Annotated in this window: 15 protein-coding genes; 3 read left to right on the forward strand and 12 right to left on the reverse strand. The window is 32.2% G+C overall.

The window, feature by feature from the left end:
* The first annotated feature begins 290 nt into the window (after positions 1–290).
* Genes ES044_RS07175 through ES044_RS19225 form a run of 3 tightly spaced genes read left to right on the forward strand, consistent with a single transcriptional unit; the run spans position 291 to position 1809 of the window.
* On the forward strand, positions 291–578 hold the full coding sequence (locus ES044_RS07175; protein WP_147118734.1) for a helix-turn-helix domain-containing protein: 288 nt from the start codon (positions 291–293) through the stop codon (positions 576–578).
* Positions 578–1300, forward strand: coding sequence for a type II toxin-antitoxin system HipA family toxin (locus tag ES044_RS19220; RefSeq protein WP_262712442.1), 723 nt, complete (start codon positions 578–580; stop codon positions 1298–1300). The genes ES044_RS07175 and ES044_RS19220 overlap by 1 nt, the downstream gene beginning before the upstream one ends.
* Before the next feature lie 14 nt (positions 1301–1314).
* On the forward strand, positions 1315–1809 hold the full coding sequence (locus ES044_RS19225; protein WP_262712443.1) for a type II toxin-antitoxin system HipA family toxin: 495 nt from the start codon (positions 1315–1317) through the stop codon (positions 1807–1809).
* A gap of 311 nt (positions 1810–2120) precedes the next feature.
* Here ES044_RS19225 and ES044_RS18495 read toward each other — a convergent pair whose 3' ends face one another.
* The 12 genes from ES044_RS18495 to ES044_RS07235 all read right to left on the reverse strand — a co-directional run bounded on the left by ES044_RS18495 (position 2121) and on the right by ES044_RS07235 (position 21462).
* Positions 2121–2297, reverse strand: coding sequence for a hypothetical protein (locus ES044_RS18495; RefSeq protein ID WP_189663225.1), 177 nt, complete (start codon positions 2295–2297; stop codon positions 2121–2123).
* A 23-nt stretch (positions 2298–2320) separates the two neighbouring features.
* On the reverse strand, positions 2321–4906 hold the full coding sequence (locus tag ES044_RS07185; protein ID WP_147118735.1) for a discoidin domain-containing protein: 2586 nt from the start codon (positions 4904–4906) through the stop codon (positions 2321–2323).
* A gap of 786 nt (positions 4907–5692) precedes the next feature.
* Entirely contained in the window at positions 5693–6841 is a 1149-nt protein-coding gene (locus ES044_RS07190; RefSeq protein WP_147118736.1) for a helix-turn-helix transcriptional regulator, read from the reverse strand.
* 58 nt (positions 6842–6899) lie between these two features.
* The gene (locus ES044_RS07195) at positions 6900–8363 is read right to left on the reverse strand and encodes a hypothetical protein (RefSeq protein WP_147118737.1); all 1464 of its coding nucleotides are present in this window, start codon (positions 8361–8363) and stop codon (positions 6900–6902) included.
* A gap of 127 nt (positions 8364–8490) precedes the next feature.
* Entirely contained in the window at positions 8491–8676 is a 186-nt protein-coding gene (locus ES044_RS07200; protein WP_147118738.1) for a hypothetical protein, read from the reverse strand.
* A 302-nt stretch (positions 8677–8978) separates the two neighbouring features.
* Positions 8979–12404, reverse strand: a complete 3426-nt coding sequence (locus ES044_RS07205) for a glycosyl hydrolase (protein ID WP_189663226.1) — start codon at positions 12402–12404, stop codon at positions 8979–8981.
* Positions 12405–13927: 1523 nt separating this feature from the next.
* Positions 13928–15406, reverse strand: a complete 1479-nt coding sequence (locus ES044_RS07210) for a glycoside hydrolase family 30 protein (protein WP_410524679.1) — start codon at positions 15404–15406, stop codon at positions 13928–13930.
* A gap of 162 nt (positions 15407–15568) precedes the next feature.
* A complete protein-coding gene (locus ES044_RS07215; protein ID WP_317131220.1) occupies positions 15569–16867 on the reverse strand; it encodes a glycosyl hydrolase in 1299 nt (432 codons plus the stop codon).
* A gap of 38 nt (positions 16868–16905) precedes the next feature.
* Positions 16906–17973: a family 16 glycosylhydrolase gene (locus ES044_RS07220; RefSeq protein ID WP_147118741.1), complete on the reverse strand. Its 1068-nt coding sequence runs from the start codon at positions 17971–17973 to the stop codon at positions 16906–16908.
* Positions 17974–18068: 95 nt separating this feature from the next.
* Complete coding sequence (locus tag ES044_RS07225) at positions 18069–19049, reverse strand: Ig-like domain-containing protein (protein ID WP_147118742.1); 981 nt, start codon at positions 19047–19049, stop codon at positions 18069–18071.
* A gap of 108 nt (positions 19050–19157) precedes the next feature.
* Entirely contained in the window at positions 19158–20477 is a 1320-nt protein-coding gene (locus tag ES044_RS07230) for a discoidin domain-containing protein (protein ID WP_147118743.1), read from the reverse strand.
* A 79-nt stretch (positions 20478–20556) separates the two neighbouring features.
* Positions 20557–21462 (reverse strand): RagB/SusD family nutrient uptake outer membrane protein, encoded by a 906-nt coding sequence (locus ES044_RS07235; RefSeq protein ID WP_223269149.1) that lies wholly within the window; start codon positions 21460–21462, stop codon positions 20557–20559.
* Between the last annotated feature and the right edge of the window lie 183 nt (positions 21463–21645).

Genomic DNA, 21645 nt, shown 5'->3' on the forward strand with positions numbered 1-21645 from the left:
ATAAAAACTGAAAATGTGACACAGCAATTAAATTTGGTGATAGATAAGGTTACAGCGTTTTGTGATACAATAAAATTCACAAAATCAACAGCCGAGCAACACGTAGCAACAGCAATCAACAGCCTTAATGAGCAATGAAAAGACTATAGGGTCATTTTTAAAACTCATATTTAAAATTGCAATCTACTTGTTACTTAAAAATTATTTTAGGGATTATAATATTAAATAAGAGACAATATATTATCTATTATGCCTAAAAAATAGTATATTTAGATCATATATGAGCTATTATGAATGTATTTTCAATTGAAAAAAATCCGAGGGAAGTAGCAAAAGAACTTGCTATCAAATTTAAGAAACTTCGCAATGAAGCCAAATTAACACGCAAAGAATTGGCAGAACGTTCTGGGGTTTCAGAAAGTAGTATCAAACGTTTTGAAACTACTGGTTTAATTTCGTTAATCTCATTACTTAAAATTAGTCAAATCCTTAAAAAGTTAGAAGACTTTCAAACGTTGTTTAAAAATGATGATGCAAATAAGATCAAAGAATTGTTTAGCGATAAAATGAATTTATAATGGCGTTAAAAAGAGTAACCGTTGAATTAAATTTTGGAGATTCCGTTTTGGAAGTTGGAGAAATTGTGATGCATAAAAAGCAATTTTTCTTTAAATATTATTCTGATTTTTTAAAAAGAAATTTAGAAATATCACCTTTTAAGTTGCCCTTGAATTCAGAAATTCAAAAGCCAAAAGAATTATTTTTTGACGGACTTTTTGGAGTTTTTAACGATAGCCTGCCTGATGGTTGGGGACGCTTATTAGTGGATCGGTATTTTCTAAAAAAAGGGATTGCTTTGCCTCAAATATCGCCTTTAGAAAGAGTAACATTTATAGGAACGAATGGTTTGGGTGCATTACAATATAAACCCCAAGACCTTATTGCAAATGAAAGGTATCAAAACATTGATTTAGATCTTATTGCAAAAGATATGAATGTGGTATTGCAAGGAGAAAGTAGCCAAGTAATTGAAGAATTATTGAGTTTGGGCGGTTCTTCTGGTGGCGCAAGACCGAAAATTATGGTGGGTTATAATAAAACAAAGAATACGCTATTGCAAGGAGATGCTTTACTGCCAAATAATTTTGAACATTGGATTATCAAATTTCCTTCAAGCACCGATTTACAAGACATTGCACATATAGAATATGCCTATTACCTAATGGCGTTGGATGCAGGTGTTATAATGAGCGAATCACAGCTTTTTAAAAGCGAAAAGCAATCTGTTTTTTTGGTGTAAAAAGATTTGGTGGAATGCAAAATAATCGAGTGCATTTGCATTCAGCAAGTGGTTTATTGCATGATAATTTTAGATTAAGCAATTTAGATTATGGTCATTTGATGGACTTGGCATTTCGATTAGAAAATCATCTAAAAGGCTATAAAAAAGTATTACGTTTGGCATGTTTTAATGTGTTGACGCATAATAGGGATGATCATAGTAAAAACTTCGCTTTTTTGATGAATAAAAAAGGAGATTGGCAATTTGCACCAGCTTATGATCTTACATTTTCATTTTCTTCTCATGGGCAACATAGCGCAACTGTAAACGGAGAAGGTGAAAATCCAACACAAAAACATTTATTAGAGCTTGCTGCTTTGTTCGATTTAAAAAATGCGAAACTTATTTTAGAGGAAGTAAAAAATGCTGTAAATAATTGGCAACATTTTGCTAAACAAGCAGGTGTTTCTAAAACATCTTTGGATTTGATACAGAAAGTGATTCAGAAACAATGTAAAGACCGTTAGTAATTTTAATAGTGCATCAAAGGCAACATAATATTAGTAATTTAAGATCATAATTTTCTAGTCTATTATTTGTCCTCTACTAAATTATAATTATTGAAAGACCTCAAAAGCTCGAAATAATTTATTAATCAGTGTTTGTTTTCTTGAATTTTTTAGAAATAATAGTTTGGTTTTAATAAGGTTTTTCTTGTTTCTCAAGCTAATCTGATTTCACCAATCAGATTTACATACCTTCCAAAATGAAACTCATTAAAAAACCAGTGAAACTGAATTCACTGGTTTAAACTACTTTTTATTTTAGATTTAAATATTTAAAACCCTTCTCCTGGAGCTTCGGGGCTTGAAGCCTGAGCCTTTTGCGGGTTCAAAATTAGATAGGTACCTAATGCTGTTAATGCCGCATATTTACCATAGTTCCCTATTTTTTTAATAGCGTCTTTTCTTGAAATATCTTCTGTTTTTTTTGTGTCTTTTAATTGGTGAGTCATGATGTTTAGTTTTAAAGATTTGGTTATTCTATAATGATTTTTTTATTCAACTTTCCTTCTTCTGATTGAATTTGAACAATATAGACCCCAGTTGATAATTTAGGAATTGTAATGTCACTTGTACCTTTAGATATAAAAGAAGTACTTAACTCCTGCTTGCCTAAAATATTGAAAACTTTAAGAGAAGTCTTTGCATTTGGCAAATCACTTACCCTTAATGTTGTTTTATCAGAAATATAAACAGAAATTTTTTCAAGATTAGAATCAGTGGTATTTAGAGCTTTACTTGAAACGTTGATATAGAACCTGCCAATACCATTTATATTTTCGTTAAATGTCATTTTTATAGCACCATCAGAGAATGATTTGAAAGTATTGGTTTCTCTATCTTCTAGATAAATGCTCATCCCATTTGGTAAGTTTAACGCATCTAATGAAAAGGTAATTTCTTTGTTAGCTTCTGTTTTTAATCCAATAGGAATTGTCATTGTTTCCATTTCTGAAGCAGGTAAAGCTTGTCTTTTAAAAGCAATACCTTGGTTGTTTTCTACTAAATGAGTGTACAATTTTAATTCAGAGTTTACACCATCAAACATTCCAACATCAAATCCTGGGTCTAATCCTTTTGTTTTATCATTAAAATAGTTTATTTGAGTTGTTTTTGTACTTACTCCGTTAGAAACGGAAAGATTAATATTTTGAATATTTTTTTTGTAAAAAGTAACACCCGTTTGATGACTCTGCATAGCTTTTGTCATTGAAACTGTTGTTGAAGTCAGTTTAGAATTTACAAAAAATGCTTGCCCGGGTTGAATAAAATTACCCGCTCCAAGGTCTTCATAAAGACCTGTTGATGCATTAAAAACAAAAACTGCTTGAAAAGCATTTGATAGTAAAGATCCATTTGCAGTAAGAAATGCTTCAACACTCATATAAGAAGGATACGAATTACCGATTAAATTCCAATTATTATTATCTTGTGAAATTGTAGGAGTTACAGAGGAAGCAATGGTACCTGTAAAAGAATACGTTGCTGCAGATGCACCACCAATAGTTCCTTTCTTTAAACCATAACCAACTCCTGTTCCAAAAGTTTCAGTAGTACCACCTTGATAGTAATTCCATTGTCCTGTAATGGCATCTGGCGTTGCATTGTCATAGGTAGAAATTCCTTTATTAGAAGCAGATGCAGAGCCTGTAGCAATAGAATAAGCTGTTACCCAATCATTATCATATTGTGCACCTATTACTGGACTTGCAACTAAATGCCAATTAGTATCGGTAACGTTCACATTATAAGTAATGTTACCAGTTGATGTGCCAACAGGAATTAAAGAACCTCCGGCAGTAATGTTTAATGAAGCGCCAGAATCAATTGTTAGATTATTACAAACAGCACCGGTAGTAGCCGATATTATTGGACTATTTGCTGTGCCTGCTGGAATCGTAACATTCGTTAATGCTGAAGGCACAGTTCCTGCACTCCAGTTGCTCCCTGTAGTCCATTCTGAAGTAGTTCCTAACCAAGTTGATGCACTTAAAGTTCCATATACTTCAAATTCAAATAAACTGTAACCGTAAATAGACCCCCTTTTTGTTCCATACATTCTTACATATCTAGCAGAGGTAGCTGTAAAAGAAATATCATCAATACCCCCGTTTCCTCCAACTTGTGTGTAAACAGTAGTCCAAGAAGAAGCGTCACTAGATACTTGAATTACATAGTCTTCACCAAATGCACCCTCCCAGTTTAAATTAACACCATCAACATCAAACGTATTTCCTAAATCTATATAAATCCATTCTATATCTGTAGTAGCAGATTCCCATCTTGTTCCAGAATTTTGATCAAAAGCTAAACTAGCTGCCTGGGCTTCTGAAGAAGCCGTAGCTGTTTTAAGATACGCTATGTTTTCTTTTTTTACTGTAAAGTTTAGCGTGTATGTTTCTGTTGTAGTACCATCTTTAGCAGTTACTAGTACTGTTGATGCACCAGGTAATGAGGCCGCATTGGTTGTAACAGCAGTTGCTGGTGTGCTTTGTTTAGTCGTTCCTACAACAGTTGGAACCGTTACGGTACCTGCTGGCAACTCTACGTTATACGTCTTTGTATTAGATAAAAAACTACTAACAGTTGTTCCGTTTACAGTTAAGTCACTTAATGTTGCATCAACATTTGTCGCAATCGCTTCGTAAACCTGAAATTCCCAAAAACTATGACCATATATAGTTCCTCTTTTGGTTCCATAATATCTTATATAACGTCCTGTTCCGGATACTGAAAGATCATCGGTTCCTCCATTTCCAGCAGTCTCCGTGTAAATAGCGGTCCAATTAGTATTATCAGAAGAGATTTCAATTAAATAGTCAGTTGCGTACGCACCTTCCCAGTTAATAATAACTTGACCTATGCTATAAGAGGCTCCAAGATCTACAGATAGCGATTGTGGGTCTGTAGAAGCTGATTCCCACCTAGTTCCTAGATCTCCATCAACTGCGGCGGCACTAGATCCACTTGTAGAGGCTGTTGTTTTACCCAAAGCTAAATTTTGGGCGCTTCCGACTGTAATTGCAAAAAGCGCAATAATTAAAGTAATTTTGTTAATCATAAGTTTTTTGTTTTGAAGTTGAATTGTAGTTGTAATTCAAAGTGGTTAAATTTATTCATAGTTTATTAAGTATTTAAGAATTGACTGATTTTGGTGCAAAAATTAATACGGATATACTGGAGGAAGCCTAAGATTAATTTAAAAATTTTGTTTGTCAAAAAAAAAGCGTTGACTAAATTACAGCAACCCTTATTTTGTTGTGTATAAAAGCACAACTACTAATGTTAATTAATTAAAATAAAGGGAGTTACAGTTGCATAAAAAATTAAAAAATTAGAAGTGTATTGATTTAAATTTACACCATGTTGAAGGATTTATTTTCTTCCAAATTTTTGCTTATTGACCTCTAAGCTCTTTAGAAAAATATTCTTAAGCTTAAAAACCTTGGTGTCATGTAACAGTTATTCTAAAAAAGGAAAAGTCACAGAAGTAGCAGAAAAACAGTCTTCATAAGTTTTAGAAAACATTTTACCAACAAAAAAGTTTGTATGTAAGGATATTTTTGTCCGATAAAAGACTCAATACCGCTTCGCTTTTAGAACCAAGAGCCAAGACTTGATTCTAACTAATTAACAAACAGCTCTAACTTAAAATAAAATCATCTACTTTATTTTGATAAAATTATTTCTAAAAAAGCAAGGTGTTATTTAAAAAATTCCCGGAACCTTTTATTTTAAGAGGTTTTATCAAACTAAAAATAATTTTAATCGGACATTAATGATTTAAGGACTTTAAATAGATTATTTCCCCGAGATAAGGTGAATTAAAACATCAGTTAACAAATATTTAAAATTCTCTGATAAATTGATTCAAATCTACTTCTGATTGAAGGTTTAATTTCTTTCTAAGGCGATACCGATTAGTATCCAAGCTCCTTGAAGTAATGTTCATAAGGTTACAAATTTCAGTTTTATCTAAATTTATTCTAATAAAAGAAAGTACACGAATATCATTAGCCGTAAGTAGCGGGTAATGCTCATTTAAATCTTTAATAAAATTTTGATGAACTTCAGAAAATAATTTATGAAAAAGAAAGTCCTTTTTTTCGTTATTTACTTCATTTGAAATTAATCTTGCCCAACGTTTGGATTCACTATTTCGCATTTGTTCTAAACCACTCTTTATTTTATTTAAAAACTCATTCTTACCACTAATAATTTCAGCAAACTGAAGCAGTTGATCGTTCTTTAGTTTTAAAGTTTTATGAGTCTCTTTTTCCACGTAAATTTTCTTTAGACGAATTAATTTGCGTCGATTGATACGATCCATTATTATGATTACTCCAAAAATCCACAAAAAGATTATGAAAAATACAGGAAGAATAACCCAATAGGTCTGATACCAATACTTATCAATTGAAAATTTTAATGAAACCTCCTCTTCATCACCTCCATTTACCCTACTTTGAAGATAAAAAATATGGTCACCACCTTTTACTTGGGTCACTAGAATTTCTTTTTTTATTCCATTCCATTCAGACCAACTACTTTGATTAGGAGGCAATTTGTATCTGTACTCTACAACATCAAAATCTGATTTATTAATACCAAACCTGAACTTCATGTCTTTATTTCCTGAACCTAAGTGAATGCCTTCTTTTGGATATGGAAGATGAAAACTTTTGTTCTTATCACTAAGAACCGTAAAAGATGAAATAGCAGGAGGGCTATATTTTTTTGCATCTGATTGATAATGTATATCAAATGTAGTGACTCCTCTATCAGTTGCAAGCCTTAATGTATGATTATCAAAGTCAACATACTCATAATCCAAAATCGCATTATTACCTAAAGAGGTTAGTAAAGTATTGTATGAATGTATAGTGGCATCAGGAAGCAATACATTAAGTTTTACTTCTCTATTTTGAATATAACACAAATAACCCTTGTTATTGAAAGCCATAGCTTGTATTGGGCCTTCAATTGTTTTTATCAAATCTTGCTCTGCTAGTATTTCTTTTCCGTCTTTGTATTGCAGTATATTTTTGTTATCACTACAAAAAAATGCCGTTTTCAGTGTTAAAGAACTTTAAGAAAGTCGTGTTTTTTTTAACTTCTACTTCGAAATTCGAATTTAGGACTAATTGATAAATATTTTCGTTTCCAAATTCTCCCCAAATACATTTATTTGCCCTATCGTAACTCAATTTTCTATAACCCCATAGTTCTAAATTTTTAATAAAATTGAACTCCTCTCCGACTTTTTTAGCCAATATTAATCCGTTATAAGCTAAAAGCAGATAATAATCAGTCCCCTCAAAATGAGCCAAATCATAAACACCTATCTGATAAATTGAACGTGTTTCGACTTTGTTCTTTACTATTTTTGACAAACCTCTGATGCCACAGACATACAATTCGTCATCTACTACTCTTAACGACCATATTTGACCTCCAAAGCCTTCGATAAGCTGAAAATCAGAATTATCAGAACTACAATACAAACCTTTATTTGTAGCGATATACGTCTTCCCTTTAAAATTTATAATATCATAGGTTGCCGCTCCTTTAAATATTTGGTTGATTGGTCCAGGCGACTCAATCTTTGCAATACCATAATCTAATCCTAGCCACATATTACCTAATTGATCTTTTGCCATCGACAAAACAGTATTATCTAACAGACCATTTTTTGAATTTACTAAATTTAAAACCTCTCCTTTATTATTTATTCTGATAAACCCTTCAGAAATAGTTGCCAAACAAAATGAACTATCGTCATAGGACATTCCTGAAAATAATGCCTTTCCTTTTAAAACTTGGGGAAGAACAATCTGTTTTATTTTTTTTCCATCAAAACTGTAAAGTTTTCCTGCAAGTGTGACCACAAAAAGCTGGTCATTGTGAACAAATATTTTTCTAATTTCTACTGCTAGTAATTCTTTAAGAAAAGCCTTTTTTTTGAAAACTCCCTTTTCTAAAGAACCTATTTGTCCGTTTTTACGAACGCCCCAAATTTCACCTCTCCATTTGGTTATAGACCAAAAACGAGGTTTAAACTTATGTTTTATTGTTGTTTTTTTTAATTTATCATAATAAATTACCTGATTTTCTGCAAGAAAGACAATTGAATTTTCAAAAGAAATAATCTCCCATACTTGATCCTCTTTTAGAGCCTCAATTTTATGAAAAATCAAATCACCAGATTTTTTAGCAAAATATCCAATTTCTGTTCCTCCACAATAGATCGTATCATTATTTACTAATACAGAACGGATAAGTTCTTTTTTGGGCATTTTTTTAAGTTTCCATTCTCCAAAAATATTATATAATAAGCCATCTGAATTTGCGAAATAAACAATACCGTCCTTGTCGATATCAATATCCCAATTTTGTCGCCCTGCTTGGTAAGCATTTTTATCATAGCATTCTAATTTGGGTAAATTATTAATTGAAAAAACACTTCTTGAGAATAACAAAAGAAAAAAACAGCATAAACTTTTGAAAAAGAAACTCATATTAGTTGGGATTTAAAAGATCTAAACATAGAAAACAGCATACACGAATATACGGTTTGAATGAGAAAAAATCATAATAATTTAAAAAAAAACATGAATGAGTTGTGACCTTATTGTTAGACAACATTTAAAAAGGTAGTATATTATTTAACAATATTACTGGTCTGTTATGTTCTTCTATATTTTTACTTTCTATAAATTTGAAAGGAATTGAACTTGTTATTGTTAATGTAGCTGCTGCTTCATCTTCATTTTTTGCAATTATAAAAGCAAAATTACCATCAATTTCATCTTTGAATTTATAAATTTTCATAATAAAAAGTTGCCTAACAAAACATAAAAACAAAAGCTATTATTAGACTATATATAAGGCTTTTGCTTGTTTATTAATATTTACTTACTTTAAGTTTTTGATTGCTGACACGCTTCTATTTTTTATCCATAAAAGTTATAAGTGCCTTTTTATCTAAACAATCATTATAATACAAGAAAACTAGTTTATGAGAAATTGAATACTTATATCTATTATTAACACAAAAACTTGTAAACTGAAGATGGTAACTAATAATTACAATCTTCTGTTTACAAGTTTTCTATAACTCTTTAAAGATGGAGTTAAATTTTAACTATCTGTTTAGGGGAATTCTGACCTTCTATTTTTAGAAAATAGATACCATTTGGCAACTTACTGATATTTATTTTTGTTTCATTCATTTTGACTACAGTTGTCAATACTAATTTTCCTGTAACGTTATAAATATAAATATTAGTACCCGCTGTTACATCTTTGATAAATATATCAGATGTAGTTGGATTAGGATAAATAGTAGAAGTTATTAAGTTCGTGTTATTTTTAACGCTTAAGCTTTGGCGTTCACTGGCCTTTCCACAAATATCAATTTCGTAAATTGAGAATGGATACTGTGTTGTCGGCGTTATAATATCTAATTTCAAATATTGATAAGATCCAGTAATATTTGAAATAGTGTCCGTTCTGTTCCCTGAACCTAAATTTTCTAAACTTCTTATTTCAATCCATGTTATCGTATCGTTTGATCCCAAAAGAGAATAATTACTTGCATTTGCTACTTCCCAAGCAACCGTAACTTCATTAATTTCAAATGATTGACCTAAATCAAGATTAAAAGAACAAGGATCTGTAGATTCAGCTATCCAACGAGTACCCATATTTCCATCTAACGCAGCTGCAGCAGAGTTATTTCCTGAAGATGCACTTCCTTGAGCAACTAAATCATAGCAATTTTCTGGTTCTTGGCCAACTTCAGGTAATTCAGGGTACGTTACTAAAGTTTTAGCTGGCACCATAAATGAAGTAATTGTTGCCCCTGAGTAATCGTATACGAAACATTCTTTTTCATTGTCCGAAGGATTAAAAGCAACAGCATAAGAAAATTCACCATTTTCTTCAAACACACTACTTGCAGGGAGGTTTGTATAATGGTTAAACGAGAAATCTCCCAAATTTTGAATTGCATGTGTATAGTTATACGTCATTCCAGCTACCTCATAATCCATAATATAGTCGGTATCTGTCTCTTCTAAAGCTATATTTGTTTTTATAAAATCAGAAACGTACTCAGGATCAAATAACAATCTGAAACCAAGAGCAACTTGTGCCCAATCGTCACCAAAATCTATTTCTCTTGTATGCCCATCTATCGCTAATGTCTCACTCATCATGTCAGAATACTCTTTAGCAGCCCATATTTTATTTTCAGCTAAATACTTAAAGCCAGGATTTACAGGTAAATACTGAATTCCATGAATATGAACAGGACTTGCGCTAAAGTAAGTTCCGTAACTATAACCTCCATTCCATAAAATTCCAACCATTGTATGATTATAGGCTTCTGGTAAATTTTCTTGATCCCAATCAAACCAGTATTCCATGGTTGCTGCTGCTTCACTTCTATAACCAAAAGCGCCGGCATCTCTCATTTCAGGATTATTCATAACTTCTCCTAATAAAAACATACCAATCCAAGATTGCATTGCTTCAGAGGTAGATTCCTGATTGTTTCCCCCTCCAGAACTAGTTCCTCCGGCATAAGAATGACCTATCCACGGGTCAAAAGTTCTAAAATAGGGTAAAAAAGTATCGTCTCTTTCCCAATTGGCATATTGCTTACATACCAATTCTAACATACCCCTATAGTCATCTAAAAAATCACTATCTATCATCCCATATAGCGCGGCTGCATGAATTAAGTAACCATAATGAAAATGATTATCTGTGAATTGGGCAGAGCCATAAGATTGATTAAATCCAACAAGTGCTTTCCAGCGGTCATAACGCGCATAATAATGTTCGTTTTCTCCTTCGGTATATGTTAACCAATCTACTAAAGAAGCTTTAGCCAATGTTTTAAGATCTTCGTAAGATTGATGGTTCAGCTCTTTTGCCATCAATGCATATTTAGCAATATTTACAAGGTCTTTTCCTCCCCAATAAGTATCACCTCCATACGTTTTTCTCTTGGAGGCGAATTCAGAAACTAGTTTGTATTGTATATCAGCATTATAAGGATTTAGATCGTTTGCATTATGGTAAGGAGCGTTAAAACTTGGAAGAATTCCTCCGAATTTATATGAAAACGAAAAAGATTTACCAATAGCAGATTTCATAGTTCCTCTAGCCGTAACGTAATTACGATTTATAAAATTAACATCATTAAAAGTCGTGTTTTTATAATGGTGAGGAATAAATCCTTGTATTGTATTACCATTTATATCACCATTTAAGTTTTCAGTAGTGATATTCCAAGTGGTGTTCACTTTACCCGCTTCTATATCATATGAATAGTCAATAATTGTTTCTACAGGCTTGTTGTGAGCATAATTTTCATATTCGGTAAGGTCACTATATTCGGTAAGTGCTGACACAACAAAATGGTTCTCTATATTATTCATGTTGATTAATAACCTTTCTTCTGGCCCTGTTTTCTCTGTTGCTGATCCCCACCTTGTATTTGTATCCCCATCTACAGCTAAATTAGGTGATAAACTTCCATTCTGTTGAGACGAAGCTACAACCGTTTTGTTAAGTGCAACATTTGTTTCCGCACTAAATATTTCTATTTCATATAAGGAGTATTCATACTGGGTTCCTTGCTTGGTTAGAACAATTTTAACATACCTACTATTGCTTGAAACATCAAAATTTACTGTACCTCCGGTACCGTTTGTTATCGTTTCGAGTGTTGACCAATTTAAATTGTCGTTAGATACTTGTATGCTATATTCAGAAGCATATGCCGCTTCCCAAACTAAATTAATAGCCGATATATTATACGCAACACCTAGATCTATTGTTATAAAAGTTTCAGTACTACCTATATTTAATTCTGCTGTGGCCCCATCTCCTAAATGTATACCAAACAATCTTCCTTCTGATTCTAACACAAACTCTCCTCCCGATGCAATAGGGAACTCAATTGGCTCTCCTAAAGAGTTGTAGTAAGAAGCTCCACCTTCTGCAAATATTATAGGATTGATTCCTTTAGTTTCAATTTGTGTAAATGGAATACCGTGGGCCATTGTCACATTCATATTGCTACCCGTTTCTTCATCGGGCATTCCCATTACAACAGACCAGTCAGTCCAATCTGCAGCGATTGCTTTGTCAGGAGTGTAATCATCTGCTTTTATCATTAAACCATTCCCACGTTCAAGATTGGATCCATCGGCTACAAAACCTATCGGATATTGGATTTTTACACCCTCTGCAGTTGGTTCTAAAACTAGTGGGTATGCAAATAACAATCCTCCATACTTTTCTACTAAAATTCGTGTCCACCAATCATTTGTAGGGATAGGTCTAGTTTCGTTATCTGAAACATAAATAGGGTCGTTGTAAACAAAATCAAAATCATTATAATAGGTTACTCCGTCCCATTCAAACTCAAGCTTTTCACTTGGAGGGTAAGAAGCATAGCTTCCCGAACCAACTGTTACGGGAGTTTGAGAGAATAAAACATTTATACTAAATATAAATATAAATAAAATATTAAGTTTGTACATTTTTAAAAACATAATTGTTAAGTTTTTATTAGCGTGAATTAATTTTGAATTTTGCTACTTTAAAAATATGAAATAATAAATATTTTTAATCAGAATCAATTTTACAAGAATTGTGTAGCATAAAATAACTACGATTGTAGATTTAATCTCTACAAGAACTGTTGCAAAGTAAATTCTTACACTACAAGGTAATATAAATAGCTATATTCAAACGTTTTATAAATACAAATTAGACTTATTATTGTTCAGTGTTTAATTGCTATTCAAGTGCTTTTAGTACAAAAAACAAACATTTTCTGTGCTTAATAACTCCCGAAAAAATTTACTAAAAAAAGTCTAGTACGAAAGTACTAGACCGTTTATATCTTAAAAATTACTTACTAGAAACAAAACAGTTCTTATCAACCTCTTAATACTATTTCATATTTACTTAATGCATACGAATTCTTTTATTCAAGGCATCTAGAACATGTTTTATATTTCGGCTCTATGTCGAATAGAGAGGGTAAAGTTGATATTCAGTGCTAAAATTATAACTTCCGTAGTCTTGTAAATACAGTTGCCTAGCTTTAAGCACTTTATATTGTTGTGCTTTTTAAAAAACATATAACCCACTACAAACAACATAGAGCCTATATTTCAGTTCTAATTTACTTATTCGTAAACCTATAACGCAGAATGAGATTCAATATTTATAATCTGAATCTATTTTCTTCTCACTTTTTTCGTTCTAACCGCCTTTGTTACATAAAGCAACCCTTTTATGAATATATCAATTTTAAATTCTTAACCATTTGTAGCTACTTTGTGAATTGGTTATAACCCATTTGCATTTTCCAGATTATGTATGAATATTTCAGGCGTTTAAAACTCTTCTGCAAACAATCTACAACGGTAAACAAAGAATTCTTATCAATCACACCGAAGTTTAAGATATAAACGTTTGTAACTTTTTTTGTAAAGCAAAAAGTCTATCCAATCTTCTTACAAAAAAACAAGATTGATAATATTCTTCACAAAGTTTCTTTAGTTGCTTGTATAATTTTTGGTATCACTTCTGCAATAAAAGCTGTTTTCTTCACTTAAAAATATTTAAGAAAAAGATAAAAAAACCATCTACAAGCAGTCTGTGCAATTATATGTTGTTTACGCAATGTCTTTTGCATCACGACTCCAGAGGTTACTGTTTCTAGCAAGATTAAATGTTTATGATATTGAGACAAAAGCGATTATAAATAGGCCGCTTTAGTTAGTATTAGCAGTAGTAGAAGCAAAACTCAACCCAAGATAAGACTTCCTAAAAGGATTTTAGAAGATTAACACATGGCGGGCTTAGGTATAAAGGTAGTAATGGTATAGTTGAGTAGTATTATAATCCATTATATCACATTTATTTAGCGCTCACTTTTTATTAAATTATATTTTCCGTGAGGTTTTTTAGTTTACTAGATGAATATTCAATGAACCCTAAATGGTCTGTTTTTAGGGTTCATTGAATGGATTCATCTTATTAAAAAGCATATTTAGCCTACTGGCAATAATACTATTGTCTGTATTGAGTAGGGTAAAGCAGTTGTTTTTGCCATTTTTGAATTTATTTCGATACTAAATTCTTTTTTTGAATCTCCTTGATTTAACACAACTACAGCAATACTTCCGTCAGGATTTATAAAAGCTGTTGATATAATCTGATTACTATTAGAGGAATTCGCTATTCTTTTTGCTCCTGGACGTATAAATTTTGAAAAGTGTCCTATATAATAAAATGATCTTGTAAAGGTTACCTCACCAGTTCTCGTGTCTGCATGCACTGGAGAAAAACAAAGGTTCCCTACATGATTTGGTCCTCCATTGTGATCTAGTAAGATATTCCAATCTGTCCAGCCTACGGTTCCATTATTAAAATCATTGATCATAGATTTCCCATAACGTTCAGCTAACTTATGATCGTCGTTAATAAGTCTTTCCAAATCGTAACTTTCATTACATCCTTCTGTAAACAATAATTTTTTATCCGGATACGCTTCATTTACTTTTTTGATCTCATTATACATTGGAACTCCGTCTTTCCAATCTTCATACCAATGAAAACCAGCACCCCAAGCATATTTAGAAGCTTCTGGGTCGTTAAAAATAACTGAAGCTCTTCGGTAAAGAATGTCTCTGTTATGATCCCACACAATAATTTTTTTTTCACCTAAGCCTTCCTTTTCTAATGTTGGCCCTAAATAATTTTTTAAAAAATCTCGTTCTTCTTCTGCTGTATAAATACAAGATTCCCATACTTGCACCGCCATCGGTTCATTTTGAATGGTCAGTCCCCAAATAGGAATTCCTTCTTTCTCATAAGCTTTTATAAATTTGGCATAATAATTTGCCCAAGGTTGATAATATTCAGGCTTTAACTTTCCGCCATTTAGCATGCTATTATTCGTTTTCATAAAAGCTGGGGGACTCCAAGGACTTGCATAAAAGGTTAGTTTACCTCCCGCTTTAGAAATTGCCTTTTTTATAAATGGTAAGCGGTATTTTTGATCGTGTTCTATGGAAAATGATGTTAATTCTTTGTCTCCTTCCTTAACATAGGAAAAACTCTCACTTCCAAAATCACTGCTATGTATGGAAGTTCTTCCTAAGGAATATCCAATTCCCTTCTCTGCATCGAAATAAGATTCTAATATTTTATTTTGGCTTTTTTCTGGAAGTTTAAAAAAAGTTTCGGCGGAAGCGTCTGTTAATGCCCCACCGATGCCGAGTAGAGATTGAAATTGTTTTGTTGGATCAATAAAAATAGCTGTTTCACAGTATTGTTTAGATTCACCAAATTTTATATCAATAGACTTTGTTAGGTTAAGATTTGTCTTGTGTGCGGTTGTATAAATAGTTGCTTCATAACCTACTTTTTTTACTTGTTCTGATGTTTCTTTATTAGATGAACATGACATTACCATTGAGCAAACAATAGAGACGTATGTCATAATTTTTAATTGATTAACATTCATAATATTAAGTTTTTGTAATTTATTTATTTGAGTTAATATTTAATCGTATTGCTAAACTATTTTATGTACAAGGAATCTCTTCATAAAATGAACAAAATCGATCAACCTTGAATATACTCAGTTAGAAAATTGCTACTAATCTAAGCTTATAAACCTATGCTATTAGGTGATTTTTAACCAGTTTAAATTAAACGTTCCTTTATTAAGGTAAATACGTATCGTATGTTTTCCTGAACTCAATTTTATAGGAATATCAGCATTACTCCACACAAAATTATATCCTGTATTTTGTAAAACACTATTTGTCTCTAATTTACCGTCAACTTCAATATTTATATCAGCATCTACAAAGCAAGCATAACGAAGCTCTAGTACAAAATCTTTACTTTGATCTATTTCAAATTGATATTCTACCCATTGCTTTGGTAAAAAATTATAGAGTTCTAACGTCTTGTTTGTATCTTCTAAATTATCTGTAGTGGATTTTACACGTGGTCCTGTAACCCATCCACCATTTAGTCCATCAGCAATACTAATAGAACTATAATGCTCTGCTTCAATTAATTGATTTTCAACATAATATATTGTTTTGTCTTGAGATGACATTTGTACAAATATATTTCCCAACTCTGTTAATACAACATTAGAAGACCTAGTTAAAAGCGACATATAAGGAAATGCAGTTACATTTCCCGTTCTTGGAATAAACCAAGCGTATCTGTATACATCAGGATCGCTTTCTAAATAATTAAATACATCACATAGATATTTTTGTTGACCTTCAGGATTAAATGTATTTTGATTTAAACCATCCCAAGCACAAAACTCAGTTAACCAAATAGGTTTTCCATATTTTTTAAATCGTTCTATATACGATTTCAATGCAGCGGCACTAGGCATATAACAATGAATAGAAATACCTTCAATATCCTTTAAAGGAACAAGACTAAAAAACTCATCTAACCATACAATGGGATCACTATAATTGGCTAGGGTGCCATAATTCATAGCAGGTGAAATTATTTTTAAATCTAACTCATCAGCAATTGACTTTACATTATCCCATTTCAATGCGGCTTGTCGAGGTGTCATATTTGCTTGATCCGTTAAATTTGGTTCATTAAAAGCAAGTAAGTATTCACAATTTGGATGGCTATCTACATAAGAACGCAAGGCGTTTTTATCAATACTATTCCAAGCCATCGGACAATAATCTATTTTATTTTCTTCAATAGCAGTATTAAAACTATTATTGTATGAAACACCCCAGTTATAAGACCAAGAGATCCCTTTGCCTAAAACATTTATATCATCATCATACTGATAATCATAAGAAACACCTCTTTTTGAACTACGATTTTGTTTTACAGGCTCTTTTATTATATATTCGAATTTACCACTATCGCTAGCGTCTTTATCAGTACAACAGAAAAAAAATAAATTAATACAAATTAGACTAATTTTTAATCTTTTTTTTTAGACATAATTGTATTTTTTCTTTAATTTAATTGATATACTCGAATATAATCGACCTCAAACAAAACTTTGTTGTCAAACATTGTATCATCAATGCCTTCTGCTCCTCCCCATTGTCCTCCTATAGCTAAATTTAAAATAAAGAAAAAGTCTTTGTTAAAAGGCCAATCACCAGATTCTTGCAGTTGCGAAGTTTCGCCAAAAGTTTTGGTTTTTACCCCATCTACATAAATATGAATCCTATCGAATCCAAATATTTCCTTTTCAACCCACTCCATAGTAATAGTATAAAATTCATTTGATACATTTTCAGTAAAATCCTGACTTCCATGGAAATTTTGACCGTTTAAACCATTTCTATTTCTTGTATGCAAAGCACAGTGAAATTTTGTAGGCTCATACCCGACATGCTCCATAATATCTATTTCACCAGCACGAGGCCAAGAACCATATCCAAGCATCCAAAAGGCAGGCCATGTGCCTCTTCCACTTGGTACTTTTAAACGCGCCTCAATTTTACCATAAGTAAAATCTTGTTTGTCTTTTGTTATTATACGTGCAGAAGTATATTCGCGGTTTTCATAATTTTCTTTTCTTGCTTCAATAGTTAAGACACCGTTTTCGACACGAATATTTTCTGCTCTATCAGTGTAGTATTGTTTTTCATTATTTCCACCTCCGTTGCCATCAACCTCATAAGTCCAATTGTCTGTATTCAATTCTGTCCCGTCAAATTCATCAGACCAAACTAATTGATAAGTTCTTTCAGGTACTGTAACCTTACAATCTACTTTTAAATTACCTAAACCTGCTGTAATTGTAGCAGCACCACTTTGATGTGCTGTAACAATACCATTAAAAACAGTTGCTACTAGCTCGTTGTCAGAAGACCAAACCAATGTTTCATTAGTAGATGGAGCTTTTACAACGACTAAAGTTTCTTTATCTCCAACGTTAATTGTTAAATCACTGTGATTTAATTCTATATACTCGACTTTATCTACTGAATCTACTGAATCTGCTGAATTCTCTGAACAGGAGTAAAAAATACATTGTATTATGATTATAAATAATAAAGCTTTGACCTTCATTTTATCGTGTTTTCTAAAATTAAATAATAAAATACTGCATTGTTTTTTAGGAGGAGCTATATGCCCCTCCCAAAATAAGTTATATACTTTTGCTTCTACTTTTTATAAAAGAAAACAGCATCCATATCTAAAGTAGTTCCTTGATTACCACCTGCTAACATAGTAAATATATTAACATCTTGGAAAGTTTGATTATAAAACAGACCTAACTGATTTAAGTGAGTTACCGGAATATCAATACTATTCCAGGTATTATCTCTTGTAAGTTGTTTATAGGAAGTATATGTTGTTCCATCATCATTAAAATCATTACCAATGGCAATTTTTGCTTCTGCTTGGCCATCTGTTAAAATAAATAAATATGAAGAGGCTGATTGTCCTGTTTTAAAACCTATATGTAAATAATAATCTTCAGGATTATCAAACATAGGAGTCATATCTATGTCTCCATAAGCACTACCAACACTAAATCCAGCACCAGACCATCCAACATTTCCAACTTTCAAACTTATCCAATCTTGATCTAATCCATAAAAATTATTTCCTACAGAGTTTCCTCCTTCAAAAGTTCCATCCCAAACATATAAAAATTTCGTAGTGTCATCCGGACGAAAATCCTGAATCACTTTAGACTCGATAGCACTGTATGAATCTTCATCTAATTGAATAATATAATAGTCACTCCCTTTTAAAGTTATATCATCTACAATTACTGCTTCTTTTGTAACTGTTACATCACATACAGAAGAAAAAGTGCCAATAGCTGCTGCTATAGAAGCTGTTCCTTCACTTATTGAAGATACAAGACCATCACTATCTACAGTTGCAACTGCTGGATTAGATGAACTCCAAGTTACAGTGCCTGTTGCATTACTCGGTTCCAATGAAACTACTAAATTAGAGGTTACTCCTTCTTCTAGACTTAAGGATGTTGGATTTATCGAAATTCCAGTAATCTGAACATCGTTCCCTACTTCTTCACCACCTGGGCCGTCATCATTTGTGCTACAGCTCGTTGTTTGTAATACTAAAGCTGCACAAAACAGGGCAACAAATAAAAATTTGAGTTTAGTCATAATTTAAAGTTTAAATTTATAGTTAAATATTTTGAGTATTTTGTAACTCGGTTTTTAAAAGTTGTTTTTGTCTAAGAATATTCTTACACAAGAACATGTTAATAATAATTAGTTCTTAATTATTTGTGTTGTTTTAACAATTCCATTTAATGTGATTTTAAATATATATATACCATTGTTAAGTCCTAAAAGACTAACATCTTTTGAATTTGTTATGAATACCTTTCTACCACTAATGTCGAAAACCTCTACACTATCTATCGTTGAACTAGTATTGATGTGAACAATATTTGCAGTAGGATTAGGGAAGACAGAGAAACTTATATCTTCAAGCTTATCAATACCTAAAGCGGGGTTTGAAGTCCCATATACTTCAAACTCATATAAACTGTAACCGTATGCAGTTCCCCTTTTAGTTCCATACATTCTTATATATCTAGCAGAAGTAGCTGTAAAAGAAATGTCATCAGTACCCCCGTTACCTCCAACTTGGGTATAAACAGTGGTCCAAGAAGAAGCATCACTAGATACTTGAATTACATAGTCTTCACCAAATGCACCCTCCCAGTTTAAATGAACACCATCAACATCAGCCGTATATTCTAAATCTATATAAATCCATTCTATGTCTGTAGCAGCAGATTCCCATCTAGTTCCAAAATCTTGATCAAAAGCGAGACTAGCTGCCGTGACTTCTGAAGAAGCCGTAGCTGTTTTAAGATACGCTATGTTTTCTTTTTCCACTGTAAAGTTTATCGTATACGTTTCTGTTGTAGTGCCATCTTTGGCTGTTACCAGGACTGTTGATGCACCAGGTAATGAGACCGCATTTGTTGTAACCGCATTTGCTGGTTCGCTTTGTTTAGTAGTTCCTACAACTGCAGGGACTGTTAAGGTTCCTAATGGCAATTCTACATCATAAGTTTTTGTATCAGATAAAAAACCACTAACAGTTGTTCCGTTTACAGTTAAGTCGCTTAATGTTGCATCAACATCTGTCGCAATTGCTTCGTAAACCTGAAACTCCCAAAAACTATGACCATATGTGGTTCCTCTTTTGGTTCCATAATATCTTATATAACGTCCTGTTCCAGTTACTGAAAGATTATCTGTTTCTCCATTTCCAGCAGTCTCTGTGTAAATAGTGGTCCAAGTACTATTATCAGAAGATATTTCAATTAAATATTCAGTTGCATAAGCACCTTCCCAGTTAATAATAATTTGACCTATGCTATAAGAGGCTTCAAGATCTACAGATAGCCATTGAGGATCTGTAGAGTCTGACTCCCACCTAGTTCCTAGATCTCCATCAACTGCAGCGGCACTAGATCCACTAGTAGAAGCTGTTGTTTTACCCAAAGCTAAATTTTGGGCACTTCCGACTGTAATTGCAAAAAGCGCAATAATTAAAGTAATTTTGTTAATCATAAGTTTTTTGTTTTAAAGTTGAATTATAGTTGTAATTCAAAGCGGTTAAGTTTATTTATTGTTTTTTAAGTATTTATTTTTAGTAACCAGGGTTTTGCCCCCATCTTTGTGTTGCTTTTGCTAATTCTAGCTCAACAAGAGGAATTGGAAATATTTCGTTTTTGTTTGGTGTGAAATTTTCTATTTCATCTTTAGCTCTATTGGTTCTTACTAAATCAAAGAAGTGATGCCCTTCTCCCATAAGCTCCATACGGCTTTCATGATAAATAGCAGATGTTAATTCTAAACCCGTTTTTAAAACATCTATACTAGCGTTATCAAGACCAAATGCTCTTCTGCGAACCTGATTGAGATACTGTTGAGCTTTACCATCATTTGAAATAGGCATTCGATTATTAGCTTCAGATGCCATAAGTAACACATCTGCATAGCGTATAACCCTATAATTGTTTGGGTTGTTTAAAGCGAAATTTCCAAATGTTTTATACCCCTCTTTTCTAGGAATATATTTTCTATTATAATACCCTGTTTCTCCTCTACTCAAAGTATACGTAACACCTGTGTTTTTAGAAGCCCAATCTATAATATCTAAAATAGCAACATCCTTTCTTAAATCGCCACTTTCAAATTCATCTACAACTTCTTGTGTTGGAGTATTATATCCATAACCTGCAAAGAAAAATGGTCCTCCTTGAGGATAGTCTCTAATCCCGTTATAGCCAACGGCTACATTGCCATTACCACACTGTAAACATCCCCATTCTACGCCACCTTGATTTGTATATTGAATTTCGAAAAGAGATTCGATATTATTTTCATTTTCATTCTCGAAAATCTGGTTATAATCAGCAACCAATTGATATACATTGCTATTAATAACATCATCAAGAACATCTGCGGCTAACTTAAACATGCCTTGATCATATTTTCCGTGGAATAAATACACTTTTCCTAATAAAGCTTGAGCAGCACAGGGCAAACTCACACTTTTTTTCCTTAAAAAAGCATTATAAATAGCTATTTTATAGTTGTTTAAGTTGTGTAACTATTCAGCCATTTCCGGTAGGAACGGATTTTTGCTAAAAGCAAGCTGAATATTTTCTAGTACTTTTTGTTTATTTTTTTTGAGCGTTGTAATATATCCTCTAATTCTAGCAAAATATTGTGC

Source organism: Polaribacter sp. IC066 (assembly GCF_007997085.1).
Taxonomy (GTDB): Bacteria; Bacteroidota; Bacteroidia; order Flavobacteriales; family Flavobacteriaceae; genus Polaribacter.